This is a genomic window from Kitasatospora sp. NPDC048540 (assembly GCF_040651175.1).
Classification (GTDB): domain Bacteria; phylum Actinomycetota; class Actinomycetes; order Streptomycetales; family Streptomycetaceae; genus Kitasatospora.
In genome coordinates this window covers 22926-37921 of the sequence record NZ_JBEZIR010000083.1, presented here as the reverse complement: position 1 = coordinate 37921, position 14996 = coordinate 22926, and the positions used below count along the sequence as shown (strand labels likewise).

Here is a 14996-nt window from a genome sequence, read left to right as displayed (position 1 = left end):
GACACCAGCCGGGAGAGTTCGGCCACGTCGTCGTCGAAGCGCGACTGCCGGCGGATGCGGACGGCCGGCCGGTCGCGTCCTGACGAAGCCGCGCGCCGGCGCAACCGCCGCCGCGCCGCCCGGCGTCCTCACCGATGCTGTACACACCGCGGGACAGCCCGTACGGTGCCCCCAGAGACCCCGCAGCCGCCGAACTCCCACCGAAGGAACGCGATGCCGCAGCCGGCCAGCATCAACCGCCCCGCCGCGTTGGCCGTGGCGGCCCTCGTCCTGATCCTGCCGCTCAGCGCGGTCAGCTGCTCCGCCGCCCAGAAGGCGATCGACTGCGGCAACACCGCGGTCACCATCACCAACGACATCGCCAACGTCTCCAGCGCGTTCAACAACGCCGACAACGACCCCACGGCGGCCGGCCAGGCCATGCAGCAGCTCAAGACCGACATCGACAAGCTCGGCCGCAACTCCAGCGACACCGACGTCAGCAAGGCCCTCACCGACCTGCAGACCCAGGTCCAGAACGTCCAGCAGGCGATGGACCGCAAGCAGGCCCCCGACCTGCAGCCGCTCGGCGCCGCCGCCGGCAACCTCAGCAAGGCCTGCACCGGCTGAGCCCGGACCACCCCCTAGGGTGGACGCCATGACTACCCGACGCCTCGTCCTCGCCACCCGCAACCGCCACAAGGTCGCGGAGCTGCGCGACATCCTCGGTGCCGCCGGGCTGGACGTCGAACTGGTCGGTGCCGACGCCTACCCCGAGATCCCCGACGTCCCCGAGACCGGGGTCACCTTCGCCGAGAACGCCCTGCTCAAGGCACACGCCCTGGCCGAGGCCACCGGCCTGCCCGCGGTCGCCGACGACTCCGGCCTGTGCGTCGACGTGCTCGGCGGCGCCCCCGGCATCTTCTCCGCCCGCTGGGCCGGCAAGCACGGCGACGACCGCGCCAACCTCGACCTGCTGCTCGCCCAGCTCGGCGACATCTCCGACCCGCACCGCGCCGCCCACTTCGCCTGCGCCGCCGCCCTCGCCCTGCCGGACGGCACCGAGCGGGTCGTCGAGGGGCGGCTGCGGGGCACCCTGCGGACCGCCCCCGCAGGCGACGGCGGCTTCGGCTACGACCCGATCCTCCAGCCCGACGGCGACACCCGCACCTGCGCCGAGCTCACCGCGGCCGAGAAGAACGCCATCAGCCACCGCGGCCAGGCCTTCCGCGCCCTCGCCCCGGTGGTCCGCGAGCTGATCGGCTGACAGACCGTCGACCGGAACGGCGAGAGCCCCTGAACCTTCGTTTCGAAGGCCAAGGGGCTCTCTTGCCGGTACGCCCGGTGGGATTCGAACCCACGACACTGCGGACCTAAACCGCATCCCTCTCGCCAGCTGGGGTACGGGCGCATACCCTCGCCAGCGTACCCGCTGTGCTCCGCGCGGGGGTAACGGGTATGGGCGAGTCCGCCCGGCCGTCGCCGCCGACGCGCTTGCGGCCGCAGTACGTCGGGGTGACGGAGTGGCAGTTGGGGCAGAGCAGTCGGAGGTTCTCGGCCCGGTTGTCGAGCCAGTCGCCGTTGACGTGGTCGACCTCCAGCGTCATCGGGCGGCCGAGCCACTGCGGCGGGGTGCCGCAGAGCTCGCAGTTGGCCGGACGCCCGAGCCGGGCGAGCATCGCGCGAAGACGTCCGCCGGGGATTCGCGGGCTGCCCGGCGGCAGCCGGACGAGGAGGTCCTCGGGTCCGCGGCGGGGCCCGGTCGGCCGGCCCCGGGTGTGCGCCTGCCCGGTGAAGTGGCCGGTGTCGACCCCGTGGAACGCGATGCTGCGCCGGACCGGCCGCCGCGCCGCATTGGTCTCGGGCAGCCCCAGCGCGCGCACCACGCCGATCACGCTGCGCTGTGCGACGACCGCCTCGCGCAGCGCGGGCCCCGGCACCGGGGGCGCGCTGCACAGGCGGGCGGGCGGGAAGTGCGCGGTGTCGATCCCGTAGTGCTTCAGACGCCGGCTCAGATAGCTGCGGGTGCCGCCGGACATCGGGACGCCGAGCCGGCGCATCATGTCGTTCACGCTGGCCGACTCGGCCGCCAGTGCGGTGAGCAGTTCGCGGGTGTAGCGGACGGGCATGGTGGGGCCTCCCCTGTGGGTCGGTGGGGTGTCGTCCCGTGCAGATACGAACGAGTGTTGGGGCGGGCGGGTGCGGGGTGTGCGGAGCGGGCGGGGGTGGTGGGGGCAGCGGGGGGCGCGGGGGTGTCGGTTCACTACCGATTGGTACAGACCTATTGACCCATGTGGTTCAGACCACATAGCTTCGGCGCACTCCGCGGTGCACGGCCCGGCAGTTGACGGGCCGTGATCCCGCGGAGCGCAAACCTCCCCCACAGGCGCGTCCCCACAGCGCGTCCGACACTCTCTCCTGGAGGACCGAGTGTTGATCCGAAACGCGACGGCGCAGCGTCCCACCGCTGCCGGCCGTCCGAAGACCTCCGGCGGGCGAACGGCGTTCGCCGCCACGGCGGCCGCCTCGCTGGCCGGGCTGCTGATGGCGACCCTGGGTGCGACGCCCTCGCAGGCAGCGGTCGACAACCAGTCGTGCCGTCCGGACGGGATGTACTCCACGCCGGGCGTGGACGTGCCCTACTGCAGCGTGTACGACACCGCGGGCCGGGAGAAGATGGGCGCGGACCACCAGCGCCGCATCATCGGCTACTTCACGGGCTGGCGCACCGGGCAGGACGGCACCCCCGCCTACCTGGTGAACAACATCCCGTGGGACAAGGTCACGCACCTCAACTACGCCTTCGGCCACATCGACAGCGCCAACAAGCTGTCGGTCGGCACGGATTCGCCGACCAACGCCGCCACCGGGATGACCTTCCCGGGCGTGCCGGGCGCCGAGATGGACCCGTCGCTGCCGTACAAGGGCCACTTCAACCTGCTGACCAAGTTCAAGAAGCAGTACCCGAACGTGAAGACCCTGATCTCGGTGGGCGGTTGGGCCGAGACCGGCGGCTACTTCGGGGACGACGGCAACCGGGTGGACTCCGGTGGCTTCTACTCGATGACCACCACCGCGGACGGCAGCGTCAACCAGGCCGGGATCAACACCTTCGCCGACTCGGCGGTCGACTTCATCAAGAAGTACGGCTTCAACGGCGTGGACATCGACTACGAGTACCCGACCTCGATGAAGGACGCGGGCAACCCGCTCGACGCCTCGATCTCCAACGCCAAGCGGGCCTCGCTGGTCAAGGGCTACGCGGCGCTGATGAAGACGCTGCGCGAGAAGCTGGACCGGGCCGGTGCCGCGGACGGCAAGCACTACCTGCTGTCGGTGGCCGCGCCGTCCTCGGGCTACCTGCTGCGCGGGATGGAGACCTTCCAGGTCACCCAGTACCTGGACTACGTCAACATCATGTCGTACGACCTGCACGGCGCCTGGAACAAGTACGTCGGCCCGAACGCCTCGCTGTACGACGACGGCAAGGACGCCGAGCTGGCGGCCGCCAACGTGTACGGCACCTCGCAGTACGGCGGGATCGGCTACCTGAACACCGACTGGGCGTACCACTACTTCCGCGGTGCGATGCCGGCCGGCCGGATCAACGTCGGCCTGCCGTACTACACCCGCGGGTTCAAGAACGTCACCGGTGGCACCAACGGCCTGTGGGGCACGTCCTCGACCAACGCCTGCCCGGCCGGGGCGGGGCTGACCACCTGTGGTGACGGCGCGGTCGGGATCGACAACCTCTGGCACGACCTGGACACCAACGGCAAGGAGTCCCCGGCGGGCTCCAACCCGATGTGGCACGCGAAGAACCTGGAGAAGGGCGTCGTCCCGGACTACCTGTCGAAGTACGGGCTGACCGACACCGCGCTGCAGGGCTCCTACAGCCGCAACTACAGCTCCTCGCTGGTCGCGCCGTGGCTGTGGAACGACACCAAGAAGGTCTTCCTGTCGACGGAGGACGAGGAGTCGGTGGCCGCCAAGGCCGACTACGTGGTCGACCAGGGCGCCGGCGGCACCATGATCTGGGAGCTGGCGGGCGACTACCGCTGGGATGCGACCGCCAACGGTGGCAAGGGCGAGTACGTGCCGGGGTCGACCCTGACCTCGCTGATGTACGACAAGTTCAAGGCGGCCTCGCCGTACGGCGCGGTGCGCTCGACGGTCGCGCTGCCGACGCAGACCCTGCCGATCGACGTGTCGTTCACCAGCTTCGCGCTGGGCGACTCGAACTACCCGATCAACCCGAAGATCCACATCGTCAACAACTCGGCCCAGACCCTGCCGGGCGGCACCGAGTTCCAGTTCGACTACGCCAACTCGGCGCCGGGCAACGCCAAGGACCAGTCCGGCTTCGGTCTGACGGTGATCCGGCAGGACCACACCGCGGCCAACAACGTGGGCGGTCTGAAGGGGACGTACAACCGGGTCTCGGTCAAGCTGCCCGGCTGGCAGTCACTGGCGCCGGGCGCCTCGGTCGACCTGGACTTCGTCTACTACCTGCCGGTCTCGACCCCGGCCAACTGGACGGTCAACGTCGGCGGCACGCTGTACGGCCTGGCGGGCGACCTGACCCGCGGCTCCGGCGGCGGCACGGCCTCGCCGAGCCCGTCGCAGTCCGCGAGCCCGTCGCAGTCGGCGAGCCCGAGCGCGTCGGCGAGCCCCTCGCAGTCCGCGAGCCCGTCGGCCTCGGCCAGCCCCTCGCAGTCCGCGAGCCCGACCGGTGGCACCTGCACCGCGCCGAGCTGGAACGCCGCGACGGTCTACGCCACCACCGGTACCAAGGTGTCCTGGAAGGGCCACCAGTACAGCAACAAGTGGTGGACCACCAATGAGGACCCCTCGACCACCGGTCAGTGGGGTGTGTGGAGCGACCTCGGAGTCTGCTGACCCGAGGTGAGAGACGGCGGTGGCGGTCGACCCGGTCGGGGGGTCGGCCGCCACCGCTCCATGTGCCCGTACGGCGGGTGGAAATCCGCTCGCTCGCGACCGGCCGGGCTGGGACGCTGGCACCGTCCCCGACCCCTGGAGCCCCGCGATGTCCGAGCCGCCGCTGCGCGAGGTCCGCGCCGCGTACGACGACAACAGCCTGGTGGTGTACCAGGCGTATCCGGCCTCGATCGCCGAACCGGCGCTGGCCGCGGGGACGTTCGTGGCGCCGTTCAAGCGGGAGCGGATGACCTGGATCAAGCCGTCCTTCCTCTGGATGATGTACCGCTCGGGGTGGGGCACCAAGGCCGGCCAGGAGCGGGTGCTGGCGGTGCGGATCAGCCGCGAGGGCTTCGCATGGGCGCTCGCCAACGCCTGCCTGAGCCACTACGACCGGGACCGGTACGCCTCGGCCGCCGCGTGGAAGGCCGAGCTGAAGGCGAGCCCGGTCCGGGTGCAGTGGGACCCGGAGCGTTCCACCCGGCTCGGCCCGCTGGCGCACCGGGCGGTCCAGATCGGTCTGAGCGGGCCCGCGGTGCACCGCTACGTCGACGACTGGATCCTCGGGGTCGAGGACGTCACGGCCCTGGCCCACGAGGCGCACGCCCTGGTGCGGGACGGGCGGCCCGGGGCGGCCGACGCGCTGATCCCCGCGGAGCCGCCGTACCCGCTGCCCGCTTCCCTCGCGGGGCGGATCGGCGCCACGCGCTGAGGCTGAGCGGGCCGGTGCTCCGGGCTCAGTGCTCCAGATCGGCGCGCATGGCCGTGAACAGCCGGGCGGCCTCGGCGGGGGTGGTGCGCGGGAAGAGGGCGACGGCGGCGGTGGAGGCGTCGGTCCAGCCGCAGATGACGTCGGTGGTGGGGGCCTCGGGCAGGGAGAGGCACTCGACCGAGCCGCCGAGCGGGCCGGGCGGGTAGGGCCGGGCGGTGGTCGGATCGCCGGTGGATCCGTTCTGCAGGGCGTAGTCGATCAGGCCGCGCCACAGGTGCTCGCGGCGCTTGCCCGGGTCCTCGGGGACGGCGTCGACGCCGAGGAGGAGGACCGGGCGGCCGCCGGCGCCGGTCCGGTAGGTGTCGGCCACCAGGTGCATGCCGTCGCGCATCTCACCGGGGTCGATCGGCACGTCGGAGAGCGCGCCGTCCCCGGTCAGCGCGGCGAGGCCGCCGGCCCGGGCGGCGTGGGCCAGGGTGCGGCCGGCCGCCGTGGCGGGCGAGCGGCCCGGCGCGGCGGCGGTGGCGGACGTCCCGGCAGTGGCAGTGGCAGTGGCAGTGGCCGTGGCCGTGGCCGCGGTCGCGGTCGGGGTGGCCGGCCCGGCAGCGGTGCCGCTGCCTTCGGGATCGCAGGCGGTGAGCGCGAGGGCGGTCGCCAGCGCCCCGGCGGCGAGCATCGCGCGGGCGGTACGGGATCCGGGGGTCGGCGGGGTGGGCAGGGTCGGCAGGGTCGGCACGGCGGTCTCCCGGGGGTGCGGCGTGGCTGGGGCGGGCTGCTGGACCCGTTGCGCGGCACGCTAGCGGGGGCCGGGGTGCGGCGGTCGGGCGATTCCTGTTCCCGGACGCCACCGGGACCTGACGGTGACACAGTTCGGCGGCCCGCCCGGAGGGACCGGGGAGCCGCCGAAGTGGTGGGCCGTCGGGCGTGCCGGGCTCAGCCCGCGTTGATCTTGAGGTCGCGGAGCAGCTTGGCGACGTGGCCGGTGGCCTTGACGTTGTACAGGGCGCGCTCGACCTTGCCCTGCTCGTCCACGATGATCGTGGAGCGGATCACACCGACGTAGGTGCGGCCGTAGTTCTGCTTCTCGCCGTACGCGCCGTAGGCCTCCAGGACCGTGTGGTCCGGGTCGGCGACCAGGGTGACCTTGAGGTTCTCGGCCTCGCGGAACTTGCCGAGCTTCTCGGGCTTGTCCGGGGAGACGCCGATGACGTCGTAGCCGGCGCCGGCGAAGACCTCCAGGTTGTCGGTGAAGTCGCAGGCCTGGGTGGTGCAGCCGGGGGTGAGGGCGGCCGGGTAGAAGTACACGATCACCTTGCGGCCGAGGTGGTCGGCGAGGGACACCTGGTTGCCGTCGGCGTCGGACAGGGTGAAGGCGGGGGCGGTGTCGCCGGCCTGGAGGCGCTCGCTCACGGGTGGATCTCTCCTCGTGCGTGGAGTGGGTGGTCGTGCCACCGCCAACCTACCCCTGTTGGTGGGTGGTGCCGTGCGTGTTGGCGGGTGGCGCTGCGCGGCCCGGGCGGGGAGCTGACAGACTGGCCCTGTCGTACCGGACAACGGCAGGAAGAAGAGGGGTGGCCCGAGTGGGCGAGGCGAGCACGAAGGACAAGGCGGCCCGGTCGACGGCGCAGATCGAGGCGGACATCTCCCGGACCCGTGACCGGCTCGCGTCGACCCTGGACGAGCTGGCGATGCGGGTGCACCCGACCACGATCGCCGCGCAGACCAAGGCGAAGGTGCTGGCCTCGGTGGAGCAGAAGGCCGGACGGGCGTACGTCGCCGCGAGCGGTGCGCTGGAGCAGGTGAAGGCGCAGTTCACCGATGAGAAGGGGCAGCCGCGGCCGGAGCGGATCGTCCCGGTGGCGCTGGTCGGCGTCGGGGTGCTGCTGCTGGCGGCGTCGGCCCGTAAGCGCCGCAAGGGCTGACCGCGGGGCCGCGCGGGGCGTGGCCGGCAGGGCCGGGAGGGTCGCGACCCGCCCGGCCCTCGTGTTGCCGCGGTGCCGTGGCCCGGCTGCGGCCGGGGTGGACACGCCCCCGGCGGCCGGGGCGGGTACGGTCGGGGGCGTGAGCAAGAACGACGAGCTGAGTGTGCAGCACGATGAGCCCCGCCATGACCGGCTGGGGGAGAAGCTGCCGATCCGGATGCTGCACGACCGGGTGCTGGTGAAGACCGAGGGCAGCGAGGGCGAGCGCCGCTCGACCGGCGGCATCCTGATCCCCGCGACCGCGGAGCTGAGCAAGAGGTGCACCTGGGCGGAGGCGGTGGCCGTCGGCCAGAGCGTGCGCTCGGTCGAGCCCGGTGACCGGGTGCTGTACGACCCGGAGGACAAGCTGGAGGTCGAGGTGCGCGGCGCGACGTACGTGCTGCTGCGAGAGCGTGACCTGCACGCGGTGGCAGCGGGGCGTTTCGGTGACACCGAAGGCTCGACCGGTCTGTACCTGTAGCGCCGCCGTCCCCGTGCCTGGCGCCGCCGCGGTAATCCGGCTGCGGCGGGCGTCCGGTGACGGTACGTTGAATCTCCACATCTGAACAGCTCCACGGACCAGCTCCGCACGTCTGCCCCGGGCACCCCCGGGGTCCGACGGTCGGAGCCGTTCCGTCTGCCCTCGCGGATGCGCGCATTCCTGCACGCCGGCCGGTGCGGCGGTGGCGGTGACGGCATCCCGGGCGGGCGGGTCCGCCGGAATAAGTCGACAAGGAGATATTGTGACGTTAACAGCGCAGCTCGGAGCGGTGCGCGGCGGCACCGCCCGGCTGTACCTCGCGGTCGCCCGCGGCGCCTTCCGCCGGTACGCCACCTACCGGGCCGCGACCCTGGCGGGGGCCTTCACCAACACCGTCTTCGGCTGCATCCTGGCGTACACCTTCCTGGCGCTCTGGCACGCCCGGCCCGGCCTCGGCGGGTACGACACCCGGCAGGCCGTCACCTACATCTGGATCAGCCAGGCGCTGCTGGTCACCGTCGCGGTCTGGGGCGGCGGCTTCCAGGACGACGTCCAGGACCGGTTCCGGACCGGCGACATCGCCGTCGACCTGTACCGGCCGGTGGACTTCCAGGGCTGGTGGCTGGCGACCGACCTCGGCCGGGCCGGCTTCCACCTGCTGGCCCGGGGCGCCGTACCGACGCTGGCCGGGATGGTCCTCTTCGACACCCGGCTGCCGGCCGACCCCGCGGTCTGGGCGGCCTTCCTGGTCTCGGTGCTGCTCGCCGTCGTGGTCAGCTTCGGGCTGCGCTTCCTGGTCTCGCTGACCGGCTTCTGGCTGCACGACTCGGAAGGCGTCCGGGCGGTGATGCTGGTGGTCTCGATGTTCTTCTCCGGGATGCTGCTGCCGCTCGCCCTGTTCCCCGGCCAACTCGGCCGGATCGCGGCCGAACTGCCCTGGGCCGCGCTGATCTCGGTGCCCACCGACGTCCTGCTGGAACGCCGCACCGGCACCGCACTGCTCACCGGCCTCGCCTTCCAGGCGGCCTGGGCGGCCGTCCTGCTCGCGGCAGGCCGCGGCGTCCAGCTGCTGGCCACCCGCAAGGTGGTGGTCCAGGGTGGCTGAGACCCTGACCGCGCGGGCCGCCTGGTCGGTCCGCTCGTGGTGGCTGGTGGCCGCGATGTGGACCCGCTCGATCATGGCGTACCGCATCTCCTTCACCCTGATGCTGCTCGCCAACATCGCCACCAACTCGCTCGACTTCGTGGTGCTGCTGCTGATGTTCCGGCACACCGACACCCTCGGCGGCTGGACCCTGCCCGAACTCGCCTTCCTGTACGGCACCTCGGGCCTCGCGCTGGGCCTGGCCAACCTGCTGGTCGGCAGCATCGACGCACTCGGCCAGCGGATCCGGGCCGGCACCCTGGACATCGTGCTGATCCGGCCCGCACCGGCGCTCGCCCAGCTCTGCGCGGAACGCTTCTCGCTGCGCCGCCTCGGCCGTCCGCTGCAGGCGGGGGCACTGCTGGCCTGGTCGCTGAGCCGCCTCGACGTCCACTGGACCCCGGACCGGCTGCTGCTGATGCCCATGATGGTCTGCGCCGGGACGGTCATCTTCGCCTGCGTCTTCATCGGCGGCGCCAGCGTGCAGTTCTGGTGGGACGAGGCCAAGGAGCTGCAGAACTCCTTCACCTACGGCGGCGCCACCATGCTGCAGTACCCGCCCACCGTGTTCGCCCGGGAGCTGGTCGCCGGCACCGTCTTCGGACTGCCGCTGGCCTTCGTCAACTGGCTGCCCGCGCTGCGGATCCTCGACAAGCCCGACCCGCTCGGCCTGCCCGCCGCCTTCCAGTACGCCTCGCCGCTCGCCGCCGCACTGTGCGTGCTGGCCGCGGCGGCGGCCTGGCGGGCCGGCCTGCGGGCCTACCGCGGCACCGGCAGCTGACCTTCACCACAGAGGAGTTGGACATGGCACTGATCGAACTCGAGGACGTCCGGCGGAGCTTCACGGTCCGCACCAGGGCGGGCCGGCTGCGCCGGGTCAAGCGCGAGGTCCGCGCGGTGGACGGGCTGAGCTTCACGGTCGACGCGGGCGAGTGCGTCGGCTACATCGGCCCGAACGGCGCGGGCAAGTCCACCACCATCAAGATGCTCACCGGCATCCTGGTCCCCAGCTCGGGCCGGCTCCGGGTGGCCGGGGTGGACCCGGCCCGCGAACGCACCCGGCTGGCCCAGCGGATCGGGGTGGTGTTCGGCCAGCGCACCACCCTCTGGTGGGACCTGCCGCTGCGCGACTCGTACGAGCTGGCCCGCCGGATCTACCGGATCCCCGACGCCCGCCACCGGGCCAACCTGGACCGCTGCGTCGAACTCCTCGACCTCGGCGCCCTGTTGGACACCCCCGTCCGGCAGCTCTCGCTCGGCCAGCGGATGCGCGGCGACCTGGCCGCCGCCCTGCTGCACGACCCGCAGGTGCTGTACCTCGACGAGCCGACCATCGGCCTCGACGTGGTCAGCAAGGCCAAGGTCCGGGAGTTCCTCCGCGAGGTCAACACCGACCGCGGCACCACCGTGCTGCTCACCACCCACGACCTCACCGACATCGAGCAGCTGTGCGGCCGGGTGATGGTGATCGACCACGGCCGGGTGGTGTACGACGGCGGCCTGGGCGGCCTGCACGCGGCCGGCGAGAGCGAACGCACCCTGGTGGTCGACCTGGCCGAGCCGCGGCCCGCCATCGAGGTGCCCGGCGCCCGGGTGGTGCGGGTCGAGGGACCGCGCCAGTGGCTGGCCTTCCCCGCGCAGGACAGCGCGGCGCCGCTGCTCGCCTCGGTGGCGGCCCGCTACCCGCTGGTCGACCTGTCGGTGCGCGAGCCCGCCATCGAGGACGTGATCGCCCGGATGTACGCGGAGGCCGTCATCGGGTGACCGCCGCGCGGCCCGGCCGCCCGGCGCTGATCCGTTGGGGGGAAGCGCAGTAACCGGGCCCCGGGCGCGGCAGTTGTCACCTGGTGACTCTGCCAGCGCGTGAGGAACCGATGACCGTACCCGATGTCAGCGTCGTGATCGCCGTCCGCGACGCCCCGCCCCGGCTGGCGGACTCCCTGGCCTCGCTGGCCGGGCAGACCCTCGGGGCCGGGCGCCTGGAGGTGGTGGCGGTCGCCCACGGCCCGGCCGGCGGCGGCGCGGAGCTCGCCCGCCTCGCGTCGCTCCACCCGGGCCTGCTCCGGGTCGCGCCGCCGCCCCCGGGCGCCGGCGGCCCGGCGGGGGCGGCCGACCACGGCACCGCGCTGGCCGCCGGCCGGTACGTGCTGCGGCTGCCCGCCGGCGACCGGCTCGGCGCCGAGGCGCTGGAGCGGCTGGTCGCCACCGCCGACCGGCTGGGCTCCGACGTGGTGCTGCCGCTGCCGGTCGGCCCGGACGGCCGGGCCCGCCGGCACGGGATCTTCGCCGCCCCGGCCGACCGGGTCTCCCGCACCGACCCCGCGCTGCCCTGGGCGCTGTCCGAGACCATGCTGGTCCGCCGCGAGCTGATCACCGGACACGGGCTGCGCCGCCGCCCCGACCTGCCGGTCCACGCCGAGCAGGTGTTCGCCGTCGCCGCGCTGCTGCACGCCCGCCGGATCTCCGTGACGACCGACTACGGCTACCTCCTCCCGGCGCACCGGACCGTCCCCCGGGCGGAGCCGGGCGAGGTGCTGCGCGGCGTCCGGGCCGTGCAGGAGGTGGTCGAACGGCTCACCGGGCCCGGCCCCGAACGGGACGCGATCCACGGCCGCTACTTCGGCTGGGAGCTGCCGCAGCTGCTCCAGCCGCCGTTCCTGGCCCTGGACGGCCCGGAGCAGCTGGCGGTGCTGGCGGAGACCGGCCGCCTGGTCGACCGGTACTGCTCGCCCGCCCTGTTCGTCCGGCTGCCGGTCGCCGACCGGCTGCGGCTCGCGCTCGCCCGGCGCGGCGAACTCGCCGCGCTGCGCGGCCTGATCGCCCACGAGGCGGTGCACGGCCCGCCGCCCGAGGTCCGCCGCGGCGGGCGCAGCTACGCGGGCTACCCGGCGTTCCGCGACCCCGCGCTCGGCCTGCCCGACGCGCTCTTCGAACTTCCGGGGGGCCCGGCCGTGCGGCCCCCGGGGTGGCGCCGACTGGTGCCGCGCCAGGTCAGGCGTGAGGCACGCAGGTGGCGCCGGGCCTGGCGGGACGCCCGGCCGGCGAAGGCGGCAGGGAGCTGAACATGAGGGACATCTGCGTGGTGGGCCTGGGCGCGATCGGGCTGCCGCTGGCGGTGCAGTTCGCGTCGAAGGGGCACCTGGTCACCGGGGCGGACCCGGCGCCGGAGGTGGTGGCCGCGGTGGCGGCCGGCCGCCCGCCGGCCGGCCCGGAGCCCGAGCCGGAGGCGGCCGACCTGCTCGCGCAGGTGGTGGCGGACGGCCGGCTGCGCGCCACCACCGACACGGCGGCGGCCGCGGCCGGCGCCGAGGCGGTCGTGATCACGGTGCCGCTGCTCACCGACGCGCAGGGCGAGCCGGACTTCGGGCAGCTGGACGCCGCCACCGACGCGGTGGCCGGCGGCCTGCGCCGCACCACCCTGGTCAGCTACGAGTCGACGCTGCCGATCGGGACGGTCCGGGGCCGGTTCGCCCGGCGGCTGGAGGCCGGTTCCGGGCTGGTGGCGGGCCGGGACTTCGCGCTGGTGTTCAGCCCGGGGCGGGTCCGGGCCGGCCGGGTCCTGGCGGACCTGCGGCGCAGTCCCAAGCTGGTCGGCGGGATCGACGAGGCCTCCACCGAGCAGGGCGCCGAGTTCTACCGGTCCGTGCTGGACTTCGACCCGCGCCCCGACCTGGAGCGGGCCAACGGCGTCTGGGCGCTGGACTCGGCCGAGGCGGCCGAGTTTGCCAAGCTCGCCGAGACCACCTACCGGGACGTCAACATCGCGCTGGTCAACCAGTTCGCCCGGTACGCCGACCGGGTCGGGGTCGACCTCGGCCAGGTCATCGAGGCCTGCAACTCGCAGCCGCACAGCCATCTGCACCGCCCGGGGATCGCGGTCGGCGGCGACTGCGTACCGGTCCACCCGCGGCTGTACCTGTGGAACGACCCGCACGCCAGCGTGGTCCGGGCCGCCCGGGAGGCCAACGAGGCGGTGCCCGGGTACGCGGTCGGGCTGCTGGAGGGGGCGCTCGGCCCGCTGGGCGGGGTCGCGGTCGGGGTGCTCGGCGCCGCCTCCCGCGGCGGGGTCAGGGAGACCGCCTACTCCGGGGTCTTCGCCCTGGTCGAGGCGTTGCGGGCGGCCGGCGCCCAGCCGTACGTCTCGGACCCGCTGTACGGCGTCGAGGAGCTCACCGCGCTCGGGCTGCCGGCCGACGAGGGCAAGCCGGTCAGCGCGCTGGTGGTGCAGACCGACCACCCGCAGTACCGGGAGCTCGGCGCGGTGGACCACCCCGGGGTGCGGGTGCTGCTGGACGGCCGGCGGATCACCGACCCGGCCCGCTGGGAGGGCGTGCGGCGGATCGTGCTGGGCGGTGGCGGGGTCTGAGACCCGGGGCGGCCCCGGGCGGGGCAGACTGTCGGGGTGACCCTTGATCAGAGAGTGAGCCGGGAGGAACCGCCCCGGCCCGGCCCGGGTGTCCGCTTCACCGCCGCGGACGAGCTCAAGAGCCGCGGTGTGCGGCGGATGAAGGCGTTCGCCACCGGGCTGCTGGCCTTCGCCACCCTGGTGTTCGCGCTGGCCACCTGGGCCGACGCGGCGGGCGCCGGGGCCTGGGCGGGCTACGTCGCGGCCGCCGCCGAGGCGGGGATGGTCGGTGCGCTGGCGGACTGGTTCGCGGTGACCGCGCTGTTCCGCCGGCCGTTCGGGCTGCCGATCCCGCACACCGCGATCATCCCGACCAAGAAGGACGCCTTCGGCCGCTCGCTCGGCGACTTCGTCGGCGACAACTTCCTGTCCGCCCCGGTGGTCCGGGCCCGGCTGGGGTCGATCGGGATCGCCCGGCGGCTCGGCGAGTGGCTGGCCGCCCCCGGCAGCGCGGAACGGGTCACCCGGGAGGCCGCCGCCGCGCTGCGCGGCCTGCTCGCGGTGCTGCGCGACGAGGACGTCCAGGCGGTGGTCGCCGAGGCGGTCGGCCGGCGGGCCGCGGCCACCTCGGTCGCCGAGCCGGCCGGCCGGCTGCTGGGCCGGGTGGTCGCCGACGGGGGCCACCACGGGGTGGTCGACCTGGTCACCGTACGGGTGCACGACTGGCTGGTCGACCACCACGAGGACGTGGTGCAGCGGGTCACCGCGAAGACCCCGGGCTGGACGCCGAGGTTCGTCGACCACCAGGTCGGCGAGCGGGTGTACAAGGAGCTGCTGCGCTTCGTCACCGACATCCGCGACGACCCCGGGCACGCCGCCCGCGGCGCCGTCGACAATTTCCTGGCGGACTTCGCGACCGAACTCCAGCACGACCCGGACACCATTGCCCGGGTGGAGCGCGCCAAGACCGAGCTGCTGGCCCGCCCCGAGGTGCAGGACCTGATCGCCACCACCTGGACGGCGGTGCGCACCCTGGTGATGACCGCCGCCGAGGACGAGGACAGCGAGCTGCGCCGACGCATCCGCGACAGTCTGCGCCGGCTCGGGCAGCGGCTGGCCACCGACGCCCGGCTGCAGGCCAAGGCGGACGGCTGGCTCCAGGACGCCGCCGAGTACGTGGTGGCGACCTACCGCGAGGAGATCACCTCGCTGATCTCCGACACGGTGGCGGGCTGGGACGCCGACGAGGCCTCGCGCAAGATCGAGGCCAACGTCGGCCGCGACCTGCAGTTCATCCGGATCAACGGCACGGTGGTGGGCGCGCTGGCCGGGCTGCTGATCCACACCGTCGCGGTGGCCCTGGGCGGCTGACCGGGCCGGGCCGCCGGGGTCCGTACGATGAGATCGAATCCGACCGGTACGTGATGAAGGAGCGC

At 73.7% G+C, this 14996-nt stretch carries 15 protein-coding genes and 1 tRNA gene; 13 read left to right on the top strand and 3 right to left on the bottom strand.

From position 1 onward, the window contains the following. Positions 1-213 precede the first annotated feature (213 nt). Together AB0D08_RS27435 and rdgB are read left to right on the top strand one after the other, a co-directional pair. Positions 214-609: a hypothetical protein gene (locus tag AB0D08_RS27435; protein WP_051813869.1), complete on the top strand. Its 396-nt coding sequence runs from the start codon at positions 214-216 to the stop codon at positions 607-609. 28 nt (positions 610-637) lie between these two features. Further along, positions 638-1246 (top strand): RdgB/HAM1 family non-canonical purine NTP pyrophosphatase, encoded by a 609-nt coding sequence (gene rdgB, locus AB0D08_RS27430; RefSeq protein ID WP_033823834.1) that lies wholly within the window; start codon positions 638-640, stop codon positions 1244-1246. 69 nt (positions 1247-1315) lie between these two features. Here the strand turns inward: rdgB and AB0D08_RS27425 are convergent. Then, positions 1316-1390 (bottom strand) — tRNA-Leu (locus AB0D08_RS27425). 392 nt (positions 1391-1782) lie between these two features. Here AB0D08_RS27425 and AB0D08_RS27420 point away from each other — a divergent pair. The 3 genes from AB0D08_RS27420 (at position 1783) to AB0D08_RS27410 (ending at position 5629) form a co-directional block, all read left to right on the top strand. After that, the gene (locus tag AB0D08_RS27420; RefSeq protein WP_359892468.1) at positions 1783-1974 is read left to right on the top strand and encodes a hypothetical protein; all 192 of its coding nucleotides are present in this window, start codon (positions 1783-1785) and stop codon (positions 1972-1974) included. A gap of 534 nt (positions 1975-2508) precedes the next feature. Further along, positions 2509-4878, top strand: a complete 2370-nt coding sequence (locus AB0D08_RS27415) for a glycosyl hydrolase family 18 protein (RefSeq protein WP_359892476.1) — start codon at positions 2509-2511, stop codon at positions 4876-4878. Between the two features lie 148 nt (positions 4879-5026). Further along, entirely contained in the window at positions 5027-5629 is a 603-nt protein-coding gene (locus AB0D08_RS27410; RefSeq protein WP_359892466.1) for a DUF4291 domain-containing protein, read from the top strand. A 25-nt stretch (positions 5630-5654) separates the two neighbouring features. Here the strand turns inward: AB0D08_RS27410 and AB0D08_RS27405 are convergent, their stop codons facing one another. Together AB0D08_RS27405 and bcp are read right to left on the bottom strand one after the other, a co-directional pair. Continuing rightward, complete coding sequence (locus AB0D08_RS27405; protein WP_359892463.1) at positions 5655-6365, bottom strand: hypothetical protein; 711 nt, start codon at positions 6363-6365, stop codon at positions 5655-5657. A gap of 197 nt (positions 6366-6562) precedes the next feature. After that, positions 6563-7039 (bottom strand): thioredoxin-dependent thiol peroxidase, encoded by a 477-nt coding sequence (gene bcp / locus AB0D08_RS27400; protein WP_359892461.1) that lies wholly within the window; start codon positions 7037-7039, stop codon positions 6563-6565. A 161-nt stretch (positions 7040-7200) separates the two neighbouring features. On the opposite strand from bcp, the gene AB0D08_RS27395 reads away from it, so the two are divergent. The 8 genes from AB0D08_RS27395 (at position 7201) to AB0D08_RS27360 (ending at position 14931) form a co-directional block, all read left to right on the top strand. Next, on the top strand, positions 7201-7551 hold the full coding sequence (locus AB0D08_RS27395; RefSeq protein ID WP_233289214.1) for a DUF3618 domain-containing protein: 351 nt from the start codon (positions 7201-7203) through the stop codon (positions 7549-7551). Between the two features lie 217 nt (positions 7552-7768). After that, positions 7769-8071: a co-chaperone GroES gene (locus AB0D08_RS27390; RefSeq protein WP_233289215.1), complete on the top strand. Its 303-nt coding sequence runs from the start codon at positions 7769-7771 to the stop codon at positions 8069-8071. 262 nt (positions 8072-8333) lie between these two features. After that, a complete protein-coding gene (locus AB0D08_RS27385) occupies positions 8334-9176 on the top strand; it encodes an ABC-2 family transporter protein (protein ID WP_233289213.1) in 843 nt (280 codons plus the stop codon). After that, the gene (locus AB0D08_RS27380) at positions 9169-9996 is read left to right on the top strand and encodes an ABC-2 family transporter protein (RefSeq protein WP_033822993.1); all 828 of its coding nucleotides are present in this window, start codon (positions 9169-9171) and stop codon (positions 9994-9996) included. The genes AB0D08_RS27385 and AB0D08_RS27380 overlap by 8 nt, the downstream gene beginning before the upstream one ends. A gap of 23 nt (positions 9997-10019) precedes the next feature. Continuing rightward, the gene (locus AB0D08_RS27375) at positions 10020-10979 is read left to right on the top strand and encodes an ATP-binding cassette domain-containing protein (protein ID WP_033822992.1); all 960 of its coding nucleotides are present in this window, start codon (positions 10020-10022) and stop codon (positions 10977-10979) included. A gap of 110 nt (positions 10980-11089) precedes the next feature. Then, positions 11090-12277 carry a glycosyltransferase gene (locus tag AB0D08_RS27370; RefSeq protein WP_359892456.1) on the top strand — a complete coding sequence of 396 codons (1188 nt, stop codon included), beginning with the start codon at positions 11090-11092 and terminating at the stop codon, positions 12275-12277. Positions 12278-12279: 2 nt separating this feature from the next. Then, entirely contained in the window at positions 12280-13581 is a 1302-nt protein-coding gene (locus tag AB0D08_RS27365; RefSeq protein ID WP_359892453.1) for a nucleotide sugar dehydrogenase, read from the top strand. A 54-nt stretch (positions 13582-13635) separates the two neighbouring features. Further along, positions 13636-14931, top strand: coding sequence for a DUF445 domain-containing protein (locus tag AB0D08_RS27360; protein ID WP_359892473.1), 1296 nt, complete (start codon positions 13636-13638; stop codon positions 14929-14931). Positions 14932-14996: the final 65 nt, after the last annotated feature.